We start from the raw sequence: 14,311 nt of genomic DNA, 5'->3' as shown, positions 1-14,311 counted from the left end.
TGCGGGGGCGGCCCGCGCGGCCTACAGCCGGCCGAGGCGGGCGGCGTGGACGCCGGCCTGGAAGCGGCTCTCCGCTCCCAGGTCGGCGATCAGCTCCGCGACCAGGCGCCGGACGGTCCGCTCGGAGACCTCCAGCTTGCGGCTGATCGCGGCGTCGGTGAGTCCGGCGGCGAGCAGCCGCAGCACCTCGTGGTGGCGGCCCTCCGGTGCGGCGGGGGTGCGGCTGCCGGCGAGGAGTTCGGGAGGGGTCCAGGCGCCGGCCCAGAAGTACTCGAAGAGTTCGCGGACCATGGCGACCAGGGCCGGTTCGCGGACCACGACGGCCGCCGCGGCCTGCGGCCCGGGCGCCTCGGGCGGGCCGGCCCCGGCGGCGGGGGCCGAACCGGGCGCGTGGACCGAACCGGGGGCGGGCAGGATCGCCACCCGGGCGTCGATGCCGATCAGCCAGAGCGGGAGGGTGTGGGCGACCCGGATCTGGGCGCCCGCCGCGGTCAGTTCCCGCAGGTGGGCGAGGACGGTGGGGCGGCGCAGGGCGGCGGCCGGGTAGACGGTGCGCATCGCCACGCCGTGCGCGAGGGCGAGGCGTTCGCGGGCGAGTTTGCCGGCCAGGGCCGGCTCGGAGGCGTCCTGCCCCGGCCGGAGCGAGAGCGCCTCGGTCCGGGCGCCGCGGGCGGCGTCCTCCAGCAGGGCGGCGATCCGGTCGGCCCCCCGGACGAGTTCGAGCGGGTGCTCGGCGCGGTGGCGTTCCTGCACGAGCAGGTAGCCGTCGTGCAGCCGCTCGACGGTGTCCCGGGTGCGGCGGACGGCGTCGAACAGCGCGCCGATCTGCTGGTCCGCGTCGAGCAGCAGCTGGCGGACGGCGGTGTCGACGGAGACCGTGGCGTGCCCGCCGGTGTCGGCGGCGGTGGGCTGGAGCAGTCCGAGCGCGCGCAGTTCGGCGGTGGCGGCGGCGAGTCGCGGGCCGTCCCAGCCGGGGCCGGGAGCGCCGGGCGGGCCGGCGGGGTCGGTGAGCAGGCGGGCGTAGAGCCGGACGGCGTCGCTGTCGGCGGGCGTCTGCGCGTGCTCGGTGCGCTCCATCGGCGCAGCCTAGTGAGGCACGGGCGGGCCGGTCCTGCTTTTCCGAGGGGCGAGACGGCCGCCGGTTCCGCTCCCGGCCACGCCTGTTCCGGCCGCGCCGGGGAGGCTGACCCGGCCGGCCGCGGTGGCCACCATGGTGGGCATGGCTCTTCCCGAAGCTTCGACGATCTGGTTGGACGGCGCGCTGGTGCCCTGGCACGAGGCGCGGACCCATGTGCTGACGCACGGCCTGCACTACGGCACGGGGGTGCTGGAGGGCACCCGGGTGTTCGAGACCGCGGACGGCCCGGCGGTGTTCCGGCTGCCCGAGCACCTGCGCCGGCTGGAGCGCAGCGCCCATATGCTGCGCATGCGACTTCCCTACAGTACGGACGACTTGACGAAGGCCACGGCGGAGCTGGTCCGGGCCAACGGCCACCGGTCCTGCTATCTGCGGCACTTCGCGTTCCTGGGGTACGGCTCGATGGGGATCGACATGCGGCATTCGCCGGTCACGGTGTCGATCGCGAGCTGGGAATGGCAGGGCCAACTCCCGGGCGCGGACGCCGGGATCACTCTGAAGACCAGCAGCTGGCGGCGGAACGACCCGAACGCGGTGCCGACCGCCGCGAAGGCCACCGGCCCCTACCTGAACTCGGTGCTGGCCCGCCGGGAGGCGAACGACGCGGGTTACGACGAGGCGCTGCTGCTGGGTCCGGACGGCTCGGTGAGCGAGTGCACGGGGGAGAACGTGTTCGCCGTCCGCGACGGGGTGCTGCGCACACCGCCGGCCAGCGCGGGGGCGCTGGAGGGCATCACCCAGGACACCGTGCTGACGCTGGCCCGCGATCTCGGCCTGCCGGTCCGGGTGGAGAACCTGCTGCGCTCGGACCTGTACGCGGCGGACGAGCTGTTCGTCTGCGGCACGGCGGCCGGGGTGGTCGCGGTCCGCTCGCTGGACGACCGCGAGCTGCCCGCCGCGCCCGGCCCGGTCACCGACCGGCTGCGGGAGACGTACGGCGCCGCGGTCTCGGGCGCCGACCCGCGTTACCGGCGCTGGCTGACGTTGGTGGAGTGACCCGCCCCCGGCCCTCCTGGTCCGCCCGGCCCGGCCGCGGCGGCGGCCCTGGCCGGGACGCCGGCCAGTTCGTCGGAGACCGCCTCCACCGTGACGGTGCGGGTGTCGACGGGCCCGGCGACCGTGCGCGGCTTCCGTGCCGCCCACTCACAAGGACGTGCGGGGGCCCGGGGGGTGGCAGGTGGATCCGGAGGAATTCCCGGACTCCCGCGAAGGGCCGCCGAGCGGTCAGATCTCGTAGACCGCGCCGGGCCGGGCGACCTCGACAGGGCCGGCGTAGGCGGCGACGGCGTCCTTGCGGTTGCGTTCGGCGTCGGTCCACGGCGGGATGTGGGTGAGGACCAGGCGGCGGGTGCCGGCCGCGGTGGCGTGCTCGCCGGCCTCGCGGCCGTTGAGGTGGACGGCCTGGTAGGTGTCCCGCCCGTCGGTGTAGGCGGCCTCGCAGAGGAAGAGGTCGCTGTCGCGGGCGAGCTCGACGAGTTCGGCGCACTCGCCGGTGTCGCCGGAGTAGACGAGCGAGCTGCCCCGGTGCTCGACCCGGAAGGCATAGGCCTCGACGGGGTGGTTGACCTGGGCGACGGTGATCCGCAGCGGGCCGAGGGCGAAGCTGCCGGGGCGCAGCGTGCGGAAGTCGAAGACCTCGCGCATGCCGGGCTCCTCGGGCATGTCGTAGGCCCGGGCGAGGCGCTCGGCGGTGCCGGCCGGCCCGTAGACGGGGAGGAGTTCGGGGCAGCCCTCGGCCCGGTAGTTGCGCGCGACCCAGTAGGCGCAGAGGTCGATGCAGTGGTCGGCGTGCAGGTGGCTGAGCAGGACGGCGTCGACGTCGTACAGGCCGCAGTAGTGCTGCAGGGCGCCGAGGGCGCCGTTGCCGAGGTCGAGCACGACTCGGTAGCCGTCGGCCTCCACGAGGTAGCTGGAGCACGGCGATTCGGTGGACGGGAAGCTTCCCGAGCACCCCACCACGGTCAGTTTCATACCGAGCCCCTCCGCCCCGACACGTCCTGGCTGCTGTTGGTCATGGCTGTCCGGGCCCGGTCGTCCGGCGGGCCCGTCGCTACCCGTCGGTACACCGGTCGGTAGCACTGCGTTCGCGTGTCGAGAGTAAGGGCGCAGAGGCACTTTGCCCCCGTCTCCGTGCCGGGCTGTGGCTGGAATCACCAGAACGCTGCGGGACGGGGGCGTTGGCGGACGGCGCGCGCGTCCCCCGGCGCGCCGGGGCCGGGGGTGCACGCCGGGCCCGGGGACGGTGCGGGCGGTGCCTCGGCGGGGGCCGCGGCGGCGGGCCGGCGGTGGGGCCGGGGGCGGGCGGGGGCGTGGCCGGTCAGCGGTGGCGCGGACGGTTGCGGGCCCAGGCCCTGATGGTGTCGGCGTACCAGCGGGGGTGTCCGGCCGCGTCGTGCAGGTCGGGCTCGGGCAGCAGCCCGTGCCGGCGGTAGTTGCGGACCGTCTCGGGCTGGACGCTGATGTGGCGGGCGATCTCGGCGTACGACCAGAGGTCGGCACGGTGCGCGGTCATGGGGCCACCTTCGGGCGGGGAGCTCCGAGGCCGGCCTCGGCTGCGGGTCCAGCCTTTCCGCCCGGCGGGGCGACTTCGCCGGGGATCGGCCCCGGTGACTGTTTTGTGACGAATCAGGAGCAGAGAACGGATAAATGCCCGGCTGTCACGGCGGTCACCGTGGTGGGGGGAGTGCCGGACCCCGGCCCGGCCGGGTACGGTCGGGCGGATGAACGGGTACTGGGTGTGAACGCGTACTGGGTGGCCGGCGCGGCGGCCGTGGGACTGGCCGTGCTGGTGGGAGTGCTGGCGCGCAGGTCGCGGCGGGGCCCCGGGCCGGGGCGCCCGCCGCGGGGCGGGGCCAGGCCGGCGCGGGGCGGGGCGGCGGGGCGGCCGGCGCCGCGGGAGATCTGGTGGGCCGAGGTCCCGTTCGAGGACGGTCCGGGGGCCAAGGACCGGCCGTGCCTGGTCCTGCGGGTGAACGGCCGGACGGCGACCGTCGCGAAGATCACCAGCAAGCACCACGCGGAGCGCCCGGGGGTGCTGGCGCTGCCGCCCGACACGGTCGGCGACGCCCGGGGCCGGACCAGCTGGCTGGAGACGGACGAGCAGCGCGAGGTGCCGCTGGCCGCCTTCCGCCGCCGGGTCGGGCCGCTCGACGAGCGGACCTGGGCGCGGGCGCGGCGCGGCGGCTGACCGGGCCGGACCGGCGCGGGCCGTCGGCGCGCGGGCCCTGCGCGGGCCCTGCGGGGGCCCGGCGTCGGTCCGCGGGTCGTCAGGCGGGCGGATCGTCGGACGCACGGGTCTTCGGACGCGCGGGTGTTCGGACGCGGGGGTCTTCAGACGTGCGGGCCGTCGGACGCGCGGGCGGCCCGGGAGCCCGCCCGGGGCACGCCCCACCGGGGCGCGAACCGCGGCGCCACTCCCCCGCCCCGCGTGCGGCGGGGGCCGGGCGCCGGGCCGGTCAGGCCCAGAGCTGGCCCTGCAGGGCCTCCACCGCGTCCTCGGTGCTCTCCGCGGTGTAGATGCCGGTGGAGAGGTACTTCCAGCCGCCGTCCGCGACCACGAAGACCACGTCGGCGCGCTCGCCGGCCGCGGCGGCCTTGCGGGCGACGCCGACGGCCGCGTGCAGGATCGCGCCGGTGGAGACGCCCGCGAAGATGCCCTCCTCCTGGAGGAGCTCACGGGTCCGGCGGACGGCGTCCGCCGAGCCCACGCTGAAGCGGGTGGTGAGCACCTCGGCGTCGTACAGCTCGGGGACGAAGCCCTCGTCGAGGTTGCGCAGCCCGTAGACCAGGTCGTCGTAGCGCGGCTCGGCGGCCACGATCTGCACACCGGGGACCTTCTCGCGCAGGAACCGGCCCACGCCCATCAGGGTGCCGGTGGTGCCGAGGCCCGCCACGAAGTGGGTGACGGTCGGCAGGTCGGCGAGGATCTCGGGGCCGGTGGTGGCGTAGTGCGCGCCCGCGTTGTCCGGGTTGCCGTACTGGTAGAGCATCACCCAGTCGGGGTGCTCGGCGGAGATCTCCTTGGCGATCCGCACCGCGGTGTTGGAGCCGCCGGCGGCGGGCGAGCCGATGATCTCGGCGCCCCACATCCGCAGCAGTTCGCGGCGCTCCTCGCTGGTGTTCTCGGGCATCACGCAGACCATCCGGTAGCCCTTGAGCTTGGCCGCCATGGCGAGCGAGATGCCGGTGTTGCCGCTGGTCGGCTCCAGGATCGTGCAGCCGGGAGTGAGCAGCCCGGCCGCCTCGGCGCGCTCGATCATGTGCAGGGCCGGGCGGTCCTTGATGGAGCCGGTGGGGTTGCGGTCCTCCAGCTTGGCCCAGAGCGAGACCTGGCCGGCCTCGTTCCCAGGGACGGCGGCCGAGAGCCGGGGCAGCCGCACCAGCGGGGTGTTGCCGACGGCTTCGAGCGGGCTGTCGTAACGCAAGGGAGCCTCCGGCGGCGGGCGGGTGCGGCGTGGGTGAGGGTGGTGGAGCGCGGCGGCCCGTCCGCCGGGTGCCGGCGGACGGGCCCGGGCTCGGTTAGCGGGCGCCGCCGGCCACGGCGGGGAGGATGGTGACGCTGTCGCCGTCGGCGACGGCGGTGCTGATGCCCTCCAGGAAGCGGACGTCCTCGTCGTTCAGGTACACGTTCACGAAGCGGCGCAGGTCGCCGCCCTCCAGCAGCCGGGTGGCGATGCCGGGGTGGCGGGCGTCGAGGTCCGCGATGAGCTCGCCGAGGTTGGCGCCGGAGCCCTCGACGGACTTGGCCCCGTCGGTGTAGGTACGGAGGATGGTCGGGATGCGGACCTCGATGGCCATGAGTGCGCTCCTGTGCAGGTCGGGATGGGTGGGCCGCAGGGGCGCGGCAGGGGGTGGCCCCGGGCGTCGGTGCCGGGCGGCAGGCCGGGGCGGGCGGCTCAGCGGGAGCCGGCGGACGTACCGGGACAGATCGCGCTGGCGAGCCGGCACAGGTCGACGTGCAGGCGCGCCACGAGGCGGGTGCCCGGTGCCTGAGTGCTCACATCGACGGAACGCATGGGCTCATCGTATAGATTCCCGGCCCCGCTCCGACATTCCCGTCTCGCGATCCGGATGTTTCCGTATCTCCTGATGAGATTCGGGTGAACGGCGGTCGTCCGGCCCGGGGCACGTGAAGGCCCGCCGGGCGCTGGTGGGCGCCCGGCGGGCCGGAATCCAGGTGGGTGCGGTCAGGGCTGGTAGGCCTCGACGACCTGGACGTCTTCCTCCGTGATCTCCCCGTCCACGATCCGGAACGAGCGGAACTGGAACGGGTCGCCGGGGCCGGTGCCCTCGGCGGTGGAGACGAGCACGTAGTGCGCGTTCGGCTCGGAGGCGAGCGAGACGTCGGTGCGCGAGGGGTAGGCCTCGGTGGCGGTGTGCGAGTGGTAGACGACCACCGGCTCCTCGTCCCGGTCGTCCATGTCGCGGTAGAGCTTGAAGAGGTCGCCGGAGTCGAACTCGTAGAACGTGGGCGAGCGCGCCGCGTTGAGCATCGGGATGAACCGCTCGGGCCGGCCGGTGCCGGCCGGTCCGGCGATGACGCCGCAGGCCTCGTCCGGGTGGTCGGCCCGGGCGTGGGCGACGATCGCGTCGTGCAGTTCGCGGGTGATGGTCAGCATGCGGTCAGGATAGCCAGCGCGTCCCGGGCCCGGACTCACCGTCCGCCGCCGGCGTGCAGGTGGTCGTGCGGCACCCCGTGGACCGCCTCCGGCCTGCGGCGCTTGAGCACCTGGTAGCCGATCACCAGGAAGGCGGCCCAGGCGGGGAAGACGTACAGCGAGATCCGGCTGTCCTCGTCGAAGGCGATCAGGACGACCACCAGGACCAGGAAGGCCAGCGCCGCCCAGCTGGACCAGACGCCGGTCGGCGCCTTGAAGCCGGGCTCCGGCAGGTGCTTGCGCTGCCAGGAGGAGCGGTAGCGGATCTGGCAGATCAGGATCATCGCCCAGGTCCACAGTCCGCAGACGGTGGCGACCGAGGTGATGTACTCGAACGCCTTGGCGGGCACCTGGTAGTTGAGGACCACGCCCAGGCCCATCAGCAGGGTCGAGGCGGTGATCGCCGCCGCCGGGGTGCGCCGGCCGTTCAGCGTGCCCATCCGGCGGGGCGCCTGGCCGCGCAGGGCGAGGTCGCGCAGCATCCGGCCGGTGGAGTACATCCCGGAGTTGCAGGAGGAGAGCGCCGCGGTGAGCACCACGAAGTTGATGATGCCGGCCGCCGCCGGGATGCCGATCTTGCCGAAGGCTGCGACGAACGGGCTGACGCCGGGCTGGAACTCGGTCCACGGCACCACGCACAGGATGACCGTCAGGGCCCCGATGTAGAACAGGCCGATCCGCCAGGGCAGGGTGTTGATGGCGCGCGGCAGGGTCTTCTGCGGGTCCTCGCTCTCACCGGCCGTGACACCGACCAGCTCGACGCCGAGGTAGGCGAACATGACGATCTGAAGGGTCATCACGGTGGCGCCGATCCCCTTGGGGAAGAAGCCGCCGTCCTGCCAGAGGTTGGTGATCGACGCGGTGTCACCCGCGTCGCTGAAGCCCAGCGTGAGGACCCCGACGCCGATCAGGATCATGCCGATGATGGCCGTCACCTTGACCATCGAGAACCAGAACTCGATCTCGCCGAACAGCTTCACCGAGATCAGGTTGGCCGCGTAGAGCAGCAGCAGGAAGACCAGCGCGCTGCACCACTGCGGGATGCCCGGCTCCCAGAACCGCACGTAGACCGCGGCGGCGGTGGTCTCGGCCATGCCGGTGACGACCCAGAACAGCCAGTACGTCCAGCCGGTGACGTACCCCGCGAACGGGCCGAGGAACTCCCGGGCGTACTCGGCGAAACTGCCCGACACCGGCCGGTAGGTGAGCAGTTCGCCGAGCGCGCGCATGATCACGAAGATCACCACGCCCGCGACGGCGTACGACAGGATCAGGCTGGGCCCCGCCTTGGAGATCGCGGTGCCGGCACCCAGGAAGAGGCCGGTGCCGATGGCGCCGCCGATCGCGATCATCTGGATCTGCCGGCTGCCCAGGCCGCGGGCGTAGCCCTCTTCGTCCGGTCGGGGATCCGACACCTCGTCGTAGGTCTGCTCGGCCATGGTGCACCGTCCTGCTCTCGTGGGGTGGAGCAGTCGTACCACGCGGTGCCCGGATACCGGTGCGCATCTGAGCGATATTTGAGCATGTCAGGTCAGCGTTTCGCCCGGTTCACCCGGTAATGCGAGGACCCCCTGTCCAGCATCCGGACAGAGGGTCGAAGGGTCGCGCGCGGCCCGCCGGAGCGCCCGGCGGGGCCGTGGAGCAGCCGCCCGCGCGGGCGGACGGCGGGTCAGTCGGCCATCGCCTCCAGCAGCGACTCCTGCATGCCGCCGAGCCACAGGTAGGCCATCACCAGCGGCTTGCGCTCGTCACTGTCGGGCAGCCGGTACAGGCCCTGCTCGTCCTCCTCGGTGATCTCCAGCCGGGCCGCCAGGGTGAGCCGCAGGTCGTTCAGCGCGCCCAGCCAGTGCAGGCAGTCCGGCGCCGCGAGCTTCAGCACGCCGCCCTCGCCGCCGAGCCCGTCCAGCGCCCGCACCACGTGCAGCGCGTTGTCGCGCTTGCGGGCCCGCAGGTCGAGTTCGGTGTAGCGGCGGAACTCCGCGGCCGCCTCCCGGGTGCCGGCGTCGGCGGGCGCCCCGGGCTCGCCGTACGCGTCCGGGAAGAGCCGGGCGAGCGCCGGGTCGCTGGGGGCCTCGCTCGGGCCCTCGGCGAACAGGGCCGCCAGCGGGTCGTCACTGCCCTCCCCCGGCCCCGGCCCGATCAGCTCCAGCATCTGCACTTCCAGCGAGCGCAGGATGGAGGCCTCCAGCTCGTCCAGCGCGATCGCCGCGCCACCGCCGCCGGCACTCTCGAACAACCCAGCCATCTGTATCGGTCAGCCCGTCTCGTCGTCTGCTCGGTAGCACCGGTGCGCCCGCGTCCGGCCCGCTCCCGCGGGCCGCGCCGGGCCGTCAGTCGTGCTGAAGGGTGGCCCACAGGCCGTAGCCGTGCATCGCCTGGACGTCGCGCTCCATCTCCTCGCGGGAGCCGCTGGAGACCACCGACCGGCCCTTGGTGTGCACCTCCATCATGAGCTTCCTGGCCTTGTCCTTCGGGTAGCCGAAGTAGGCCTGGAAGACGTACTGGACGTAGCTCATCAGGTTGACCGGGTCGTTGTGGACGATCGTCACCCACGGTGTGTCCGGCTCCACCACCGGCAGGCCTTCGACCTCCGGGCGCTCGATCTCGACGGGCGCGACACTCACCGCTGGCTCTCCTCCTCGCACGCTTTCCCACATGCTCTTTCGCTCCCCATGCTGCCATCCGGGGGACCCGTGGGCGATTCCGGCCCGCCATCGCCGGGAGGAACCGGACAGACCCTGCCGGAACGGCCGGACGCGGCCGGGCGGGGCGGGCGGGTCCGCGCTCCCCCGGGCGGGACGGGCCGTGGCCGGGGACCGGGGCGGGTGGCGGGAACGGGCCGCGGGACAGGCCGGCGGACGCGCGCGCACGGCGGCCGGGAACCGGCGGCGGAGCGGGTGCCGGGTAACGGGCGCACGAACATTCGAAGCTCGCCGGAACATCCGCACGGAGAAATCGTCAAACTGACGCTAAGTGGTAGTAGCATCCTCCCCATGGACGCCACTTCACGCGCGGCCGGCTCGACCGCGCTGCTCACCGACCGCTACGAGCTCACCATGCTGCAGGCCGCCCTGCGCAGCGGAGCCGCGCACCGCCGCTCCGTGTTCGAGGTGTTCACCCGCCGCCTCCCCAACGGCCGCCGCTACGGCGTGACGGCCGGCACCGGCCGGGTGCTGGACGCGGTCGAGAACTTCCGCTTCACCACCCCGCAGCTCGACTGGCTGGCCGACCAGGGCGTGGTCGACGAGGAGACCCTGCGCTTCCTCGCCGACTACCGCTTCACCGGCGACATCCACGGCTACCCCGAGGGCGAGGCGTACTTCCCCGGCTCGCCGCTGCTCACCGTCGAGGGCAGCTTCGCCGAGGCGGTGATCCTGGAGACGGTCATCCTGTCGATCCTCAACTTCGACTCGGCCGTCGCGGCCGCCGCCTCCCGGATGACCTCGGCCGCCGGCGGGCGCCCGTGCATCGAGATGGGCGCCCGGCGGGCCCACGAGAGCGCCGCGGTGGCCGCCGCCCGGGCCGCCTACGTGGCCGGCTTCACCGCCACCTCCGACCTGGAGGCCGGCTTCACCCACGGCATCCCCACCACCGGGACGGCCGCGCACGCCTTCACCCTGCTGCACGACACCGAGCGGGACGCCTTCACCGCGCAGATCGACTCGATGGGCCGCGGCACCACCCTGCTGGTCGACACCTACGACCTGAAGGAGGCCGTCCGCACCGCCGTCGAGGTGGCCGGCCCCGAGCTCGGCGCCGTCCGGATCGACTCCGGCGACCTGACCCTGCTCGCCCACCGGGTCCGCCGCCAGCTGGACGACCTCGGTGCCCGCAAGACCCGGATCATCGTCACCTCCGACCTGGACGAGTACGCCATCGCGGCGCTGGCCGCCGCCCCCGTCGACGGCTACGGGGTGGGCACCAGCCTGGTCACCGGCAGCGGCCACCCGACCTGCGCGATGGTCTACAAGCTGGTCGCCAGGGAGAGCGTCCCGGGCGGGCCGCTGGTGCCGGTCGCCAAGCGCTCGGCCGGCGCCAAGAGCAGCGTCGGCGGGCGCAAGTGGGCCGCCCGGCGGCCCGACGCCGACGGCGTCGCCGAGGCCGAGGTGATCGGCACCGGCCCCGTCCCCGAGGAGCTGGCCGGCCACCTGCTGCAGGTCCCGCTGGTCCTGAACGGCGAGAGCGTGGGGCGCGAGCCGCTGGCGGCAGCCCGCGAGCGGCACCTCCGGTCCCTCGCCGCCCTGCCGCTGTCCGCCACCCAGCTGTCGAAGGGCGAGCCGGTCCTGGCGACCGAGCGGACCGCCTGACCGGGCGGAGCGGGCCGGGGCGCACGCGCCCCGCGGCACTTCCGCCCGCGCACGTCACTCCCTAGAGTTGCCAGCACCCAGCCCCACCACTTACCTGCCCCACCACCTTCACAACCGAGGATGCGACCCATGCACCGGGCACTGATCGTCGTCGACGTGCAGAACGACTTCTGCGAGGGCGGCAGCCTGGCCGTCGCCGGAGGCGCCGAGGTGGCCGCCGCGATCACCGACCTGATCGCCGAATCGTCCCCCGCCTACCACCACATCGTGGCCACCCGGGACCACCACATCGACCCGGGCGCGCACTTCTCCGCCGAGCCCGACTACGTCGACAGCTGGCCCGTGCACTGCGTCGCGGGCACCGAGGGGGTGGGCTTCCACCCCAACTTCGCGCCCTCCGTCACCTCCGGCGCGATCGAGGCGGTCTTCGACAAGGGCGCCTACTCGGCGGCCTACAGCGGGTTCGAGGGCCTCGACGAGAACAACCTGGGCGCGGCCGAGTGGCTGCGCGAGCGCCAGGTCACCGAGGTGGACGTGGTGGGCATCGCCACCGACCACTGCGTCCGGGCGACCGCGCTGGACGCGGCGCGGGCCGGATTCACCACCCGCGTCCTGCTGGACCTCACGGCGGGCGTGGCACCGGACACCACCGCCGCCGCGCTGGCGGAGCTCAGGGCGGCGGGGGTCGAACTGGTCGGCACCCCGGTGGTGGGCGGGTAGCCCTCACCCCGACGGTGGGCGGGTCGCCCTGGACGGGGGCCGGAGGCGCGGACTGTCCGGCGCCGGGAGGCGCGGCAACGGCCCGGGTACGGCGGGCCGGCCGCGGCCGGGTGCGACGGACGCGACGGACGCGACGGATGCCACGGGCGGCTCCGACCGGACGGGTGCGCCGTGCCGGGTGCGGAAGTCGGGATGTGACGGACCGGCCGGGTACGGCAGGACCGCTACGAAGGAGCAGGTGAACGACGCGCCGAAGGGCACGGACGGACCGCCCGGCGGCGCCGGGCGGGCGGTCAGCGCCCGGCCGCCAGCAGCTCCACCAGGTCGGTCCCGCCCAGCGCGACGGCCTGCCGCAGCTCGGCGCCGACCGCCTCGGGCTCGGCCGCCAGCCGCCGCCCCGACACCTGCACCACCCGCACCCCCACGTACTCCAGCCGGTGCCTCCCGCCGCGCGCCCAGGCCGACTCACCCGCGCTGACGCAGCGCAGCTCAGGGTCGATCTCCAGCGCGACGCCGGCCTTCGGCCAGTAGAGGTCCGGCACGGCGATGAAGGTCCCGCCGCGCATCCGCAGCTCGGGGCCGGCCAACGGGACGGGCAGCAGCCAGTCGTCGACCAGACGGAGCGCCAGCTCGATCGCCGACTCCCGCGCCTCGGTCAGCAGTTCGTCCAGGGCGGCCCGGATCCTGGCCTCGCCGAGCAGGTCGGCCTCGATCAGCTCGGAGAGCAACTCGGAGATCGTGCAGCGGGCTTCGGGCAGCGCCACCGCCTCGCGCAGCACCGCCCGGACCGGCTGGGCGCCGCCCGCCGGGCCGCCCGCGTCGGTCCATTCCCGGAGCGCGTCCGCGACCGCCCTGGCGACCGGCGCACAGGCCAGCCCGTGCACCTGCTGCGCCTCCAACTCCCGTGCCGTGCGGCGGATCCGTACCTCCCCGGCGTCCTTCAGCCGGCGCTGGCGCGGCACCAGCACCTCCACCCCGGTGAGGGCGGGCAACCGCGGGACGGCGGCGAACCCGTACAGTGCGAGGGCGGCCGCACCGGTGATCACCGCACCGCCCCGGCGGCCGTCCTCACGACCGTTCTGCGCGGCGTAGAGCAACGCCGCCCAGATCCGCTGCTCGGGGGTCGGTTCGCCGTCCTGGAGCAGGTAGACCCTGGGCAGCAGCCGCTGCCAGGGGCCGCCCCGGCGGCAGTGCTCGCTGATCACCCGGGACGGCACACCCCGGGCCCGCAGCTGGCCGGCGGTGATGACATTCTGCTGACGCTTCGCCAGCTCTTCCAGAGACGGCGGCGGCGAAGGGATCTGGTAGCTCATGCCGACACCATCCCCAACAGCCCGTCCGGCCATCGGTTGCCTGACGCACTGTTACCCAACCGTCGCGAAACCGGGACCGGTCTGCGCTAAAGTCCCCATACCCTCACTCGTTCGGAGTAATCGGCGGCCTTAAGGTTGTCATCGTGGGCGGATCCGGCATCCCCTCTCCGGCTGCCCGACGCCGCCTCCGGCGAGCGGCCCGGCCCGTCGGACCGGCCGGCCCGGACCACAGACCAGGGCGTTTGACCGTGGGTGACCAGGACCATACGCCGAAGCCCCTCACGGGAGTCACTCCCGTCCGTAAGATTGCCTACCCTTACTCCATGTCACGTGACGAGACCTCCGGCCTTCGCGCGGCTCTGCTGCGCCTCGGCCGTCTCCCCGGATACGTCCGCCAGCCCGACCTCGCACGCCGCAGCGGCGAACAGGGTCATACGTACAAGAAGGGCTGGGAGGTCCGCTTCACCGCCCGGACCGAGGACGAGATAGCCGAGATCCGGGACCTGGTGGTCGCGGCCGGATTCGCCCCCGCCCGGCCGTTCTTCAAAGGGCACCAGCTGATCCAGCCGGTGTACGGCATGGCGGTCGTCCAGGCCTACCTCGCCGCCAGGCAGACCGTCGAGGAGAACGCCGCCCGGGCGGCCCGCGGCAGACGGACGGACGGCGCGCCCGAAACCGGTTCCGGCACCGCGAACGCGGACGCGGACGGCGCGAGAACCGGCAGTACGAGAGTCGGCAGCGCCCGGACCGACAGCACCAGGACGGGAGACGCGCGCGCCGACAGCACCCGGCGCGACACCGCCAAGGCCGCGGCGGCCGCGAGTGCCGCAGCAGCGGCGGCGGCAAGTGCTGCGGCCTCCGCCGCCGCGGCGGCGAGCGCGGCTGCGGCGGGCGCGGCGGCGGCCGCAGCAGCCGAACGGACCAGGCGCCGCGCGGTCGAGGGCTTCCCGGCCCAGGTCGAACGCACCACCGCGGCCGACCGGATGGACTGCTCCGACCGGGCCCGGAGGGCCGGCCCGGCCGGCACCGGGACGCAGGGCACCGCACGGACCGCCGCGGACCGCACCGGACCGGGCGCCCGGGTCGGCGCGGCGGAGGCCGGCCTCACCTGCTGAGGGCACGGGCCGCCGGCCGCCCGGGCGACCGGCGGGGCGCCGCCCGGCGCCGTCGGGGGCC

16 protein-coding genes are annotated in these 14,311 nt (G+C 74.4%); 5 read left to right on the top strand and 11 right to left on the bottom strand.

Features of this window, described 5'->3' with window-relative positions:
* Window positions 1–21: 21 nt before the first annotated feature.
* The gene (locus IE329_RS14860; RefSeq protein ID WP_190211348.1) at window positions 22–1,077 is read right to left on the bottom strand and encodes a helix-turn-helix domain-containing protein; all 1,056 of its coding nucleotides are present in this window, start codon (window positions 1,075–1,077) and stop codon (window positions 22–24) included.
* 142 nt (window positions 1,078–1,219) lie between these two features.
* Here IE329_RS14860 and IE329_RS14855 point away from each other — a divergent pair, with 142 nt between their 5' ends.
* Window positions 1,220–2,134, top strand: coding sequence for a branched-chain amino acid transaminase (locus IE329_RS14855; protein WP_190211347.1), 915 nt, complete (start codon window positions 1,220–1,222; stop codon window positions 2,132–2,134).
* Window positions 2,135–2,362: 228 nt separating this feature from the next.
* On the opposite strand, the gene IE329_RS14850 is transcribed toward IE329_RS14855, so the two are convergent.
* Together IE329_RS14850 and IE329_RS14845 are read right to left on the bottom strand one after the other, a co-directional pair.
* The gene (locus IE329_RS14850; protein WP_190211346.1) at window positions 2,363–3,109 is read right to left on the bottom strand and encodes an MBL fold metallo-hydrolase; all 747 of its coding nucleotides are present in this window, start codon (window positions 3,107–3,109) and stop codon (window positions 2,363–2,365) included.
* Window positions 3,110–3,455: 346 nt separating this feature from the next.
* A complete protein-coding gene (locus tag IE329_RS14845; protein WP_190211345.1) occupies window positions 3,456–3,650 on the bottom strand; it encodes a MarR family transcriptional regulator in 195 nt (64 codons plus the stop codon).
* A gap of 225 nt (window positions 3,651–3,875) precedes the next feature.
* On the opposite strand from IE329_RS14845, the gene IE329_RS14840 reads away from it, so the two are divergent.
* Window positions 3,876–4,325 carry a type II toxin-antitoxin system PemK/MazF family toxin gene (locus IE329_RS14840; RefSeq protein WP_190211344.1) on the top strand — a complete coding sequence of 150 codons (450 nt, stop codon included), beginning with the start codon at window positions 3,876–3,878 and terminating at the stop codon, window positions 4,323–4,325.
* Between the two features lie 268 nt (window positions 4,326–4,593).
* Here IE329_RS14840 and IE329_RS14835 read toward each other — a convergent pair whose 3' ends face one another.
* The 7 genes from IE329_RS14835 to clpS form a co-directional block, all read right to left on the bottom strand.
* Entirely contained in the window at window positions 4,594–5,562 is a 969-nt protein-coding gene (locus tag IE329_RS14835; RefSeq protein ID WP_190211343.1) for a PLP-dependent cysteine synthase family protein, read from the bottom strand.
* 94 nt (window positions 5,563–5,656) lie between these two features.
* Window positions 5,657–5,935, bottom strand: a complete 279-nt coding sequence (locus IE329_RS14830; RefSeq protein ID WP_190211342.1) for a MoaD/ThiS family protein — start codon at window positions 5,933–5,935, stop codon at window positions 5,657–5,659.
* A gap of 98 nt (window positions 5,936–6,033) precedes the next feature.
* Complete coding sequence (locus IE329_RS42030; RefSeq protein WP_329495163.1) at window positions 6,034–6,153, bottom strand: putative leader peptide; 120 nt, start codon at window positions 6,151–6,153, stop codon at window positions 6,034–6,036.
* 171 nt (window positions 6,154–6,324) lie between these two features.
* Window positions 6,325–6,756, bottom strand: coding sequence for a M67 family metallopeptidase (locus IE329_RS14825; protein ID WP_190211341.1), 432 nt, complete (start codon window positions 6,754–6,756; stop codon window positions 6,325–6,327).
* A 35-nt stretch (window positions 6,757–6,791) separates the two neighbouring features.
* The gene (locus IE329_RS14820) at window positions 6,792–8,234 is read right to left on the bottom strand and encodes an amino acid permease (RefSeq protein WP_190211340.1); all 1,443 of its coding nucleotides are present in this window, start codon (window positions 8,232–8,234) and stop codon (window positions 6,792–6,794) included.
* A 230-nt stretch (window positions 8,235–8,464) separates the two neighbouring features.
* A complete protein-coding gene (locus tag IE329_RS14815) occupies window positions 8,465–9,040 on the bottom strand; it encodes a DUF2017 domain-containing protein (protein WP_073923056.1) in 576 nt (191 codons plus the stop codon).
* Window positions 9,041–9,125: 85 nt separating this feature from the next.
* Entirely contained in the window at window positions 9,126–9,419 is a 294-nt protein-coding gene (gene clpS / locus IE329_RS14810) for an ATP-dependent Clp protease adapter ClpS (RefSeq protein ID WP_073923055.1), read from the bottom strand.
* Between the two features lie 369 nt (window positions 9,420–9,788).
* Here clpS and IE329_RS14805 point away from each other — a divergent pair, with 369 nt between their 5' ends.
* Entirely contained in the window at window positions 9,789–11,102 is a 1,314-nt protein-coding gene (locus IE329_RS14805) for a nicotinate phosphoribosyltransferase (protein ID WP_190211339.1), read from the top strand.
* Window positions 11,103–11,231: 129 nt separating this feature from the next.
* The gene (locus IE329_RS14800) at window positions 11,232–11,822 is read left to right on the top strand and encodes an isochorismatase family protein (RefSeq protein ID WP_190211338.1); all 591 of its coding nucleotides are present in this window, start codon (window positions 11,232–11,234) and stop codon (window positions 11,820–11,822) included.
* Window positions 11,823–12,115: 293 nt separating this feature from the next.
* Here IE329_RS14800 and IE329_RS14795 read toward each other — a convergent pair whose 3' ends face one another.
* On the bottom strand, window positions 12,116–13,135 hold the full coding sequence (locus IE329_RS14795; protein WP_190211337.1) for an eIF2B alpha/beta/delta subunit family protein: 1,020 nt from the start codon (window positions 13,133–13,135) through the stop codon (window positions 12,116–12,118).
* Between the two features lie 323 nt (window positions 13,136–13,458).
* Between IE329_RS14795 and IE329_RS14790 the strand changes: the two genes are divergently transcribed.
* Entirely contained in the window at window positions 13,459–14,250 is a 792-nt protein-coding gene (locus IE329_RS14790; RefSeq protein ID WP_190211336.1) for a hypothetical protein, read from the top strand.
* The last annotated feature ends 61 nt before the right edge of the window (window positions 14,251–14,311 follow it).

Origin of the sequence: Kitasatospora indigofera, from assembly GCF_014655955.1 — a bacterium.
In the GTDB taxonomy this organism is placed as follows: Bacteria; Actinomycetota; Actinomycetes; order Streptomycetales; family Streptomycetaceae; genus Kitasatospora; species Kitasatospora indigofera.
The sequence above is the reverse complement of the archived record's forward strand: the minus strand, read 5'-3'. Positions and strand labels throughout refer to the sequence as shown.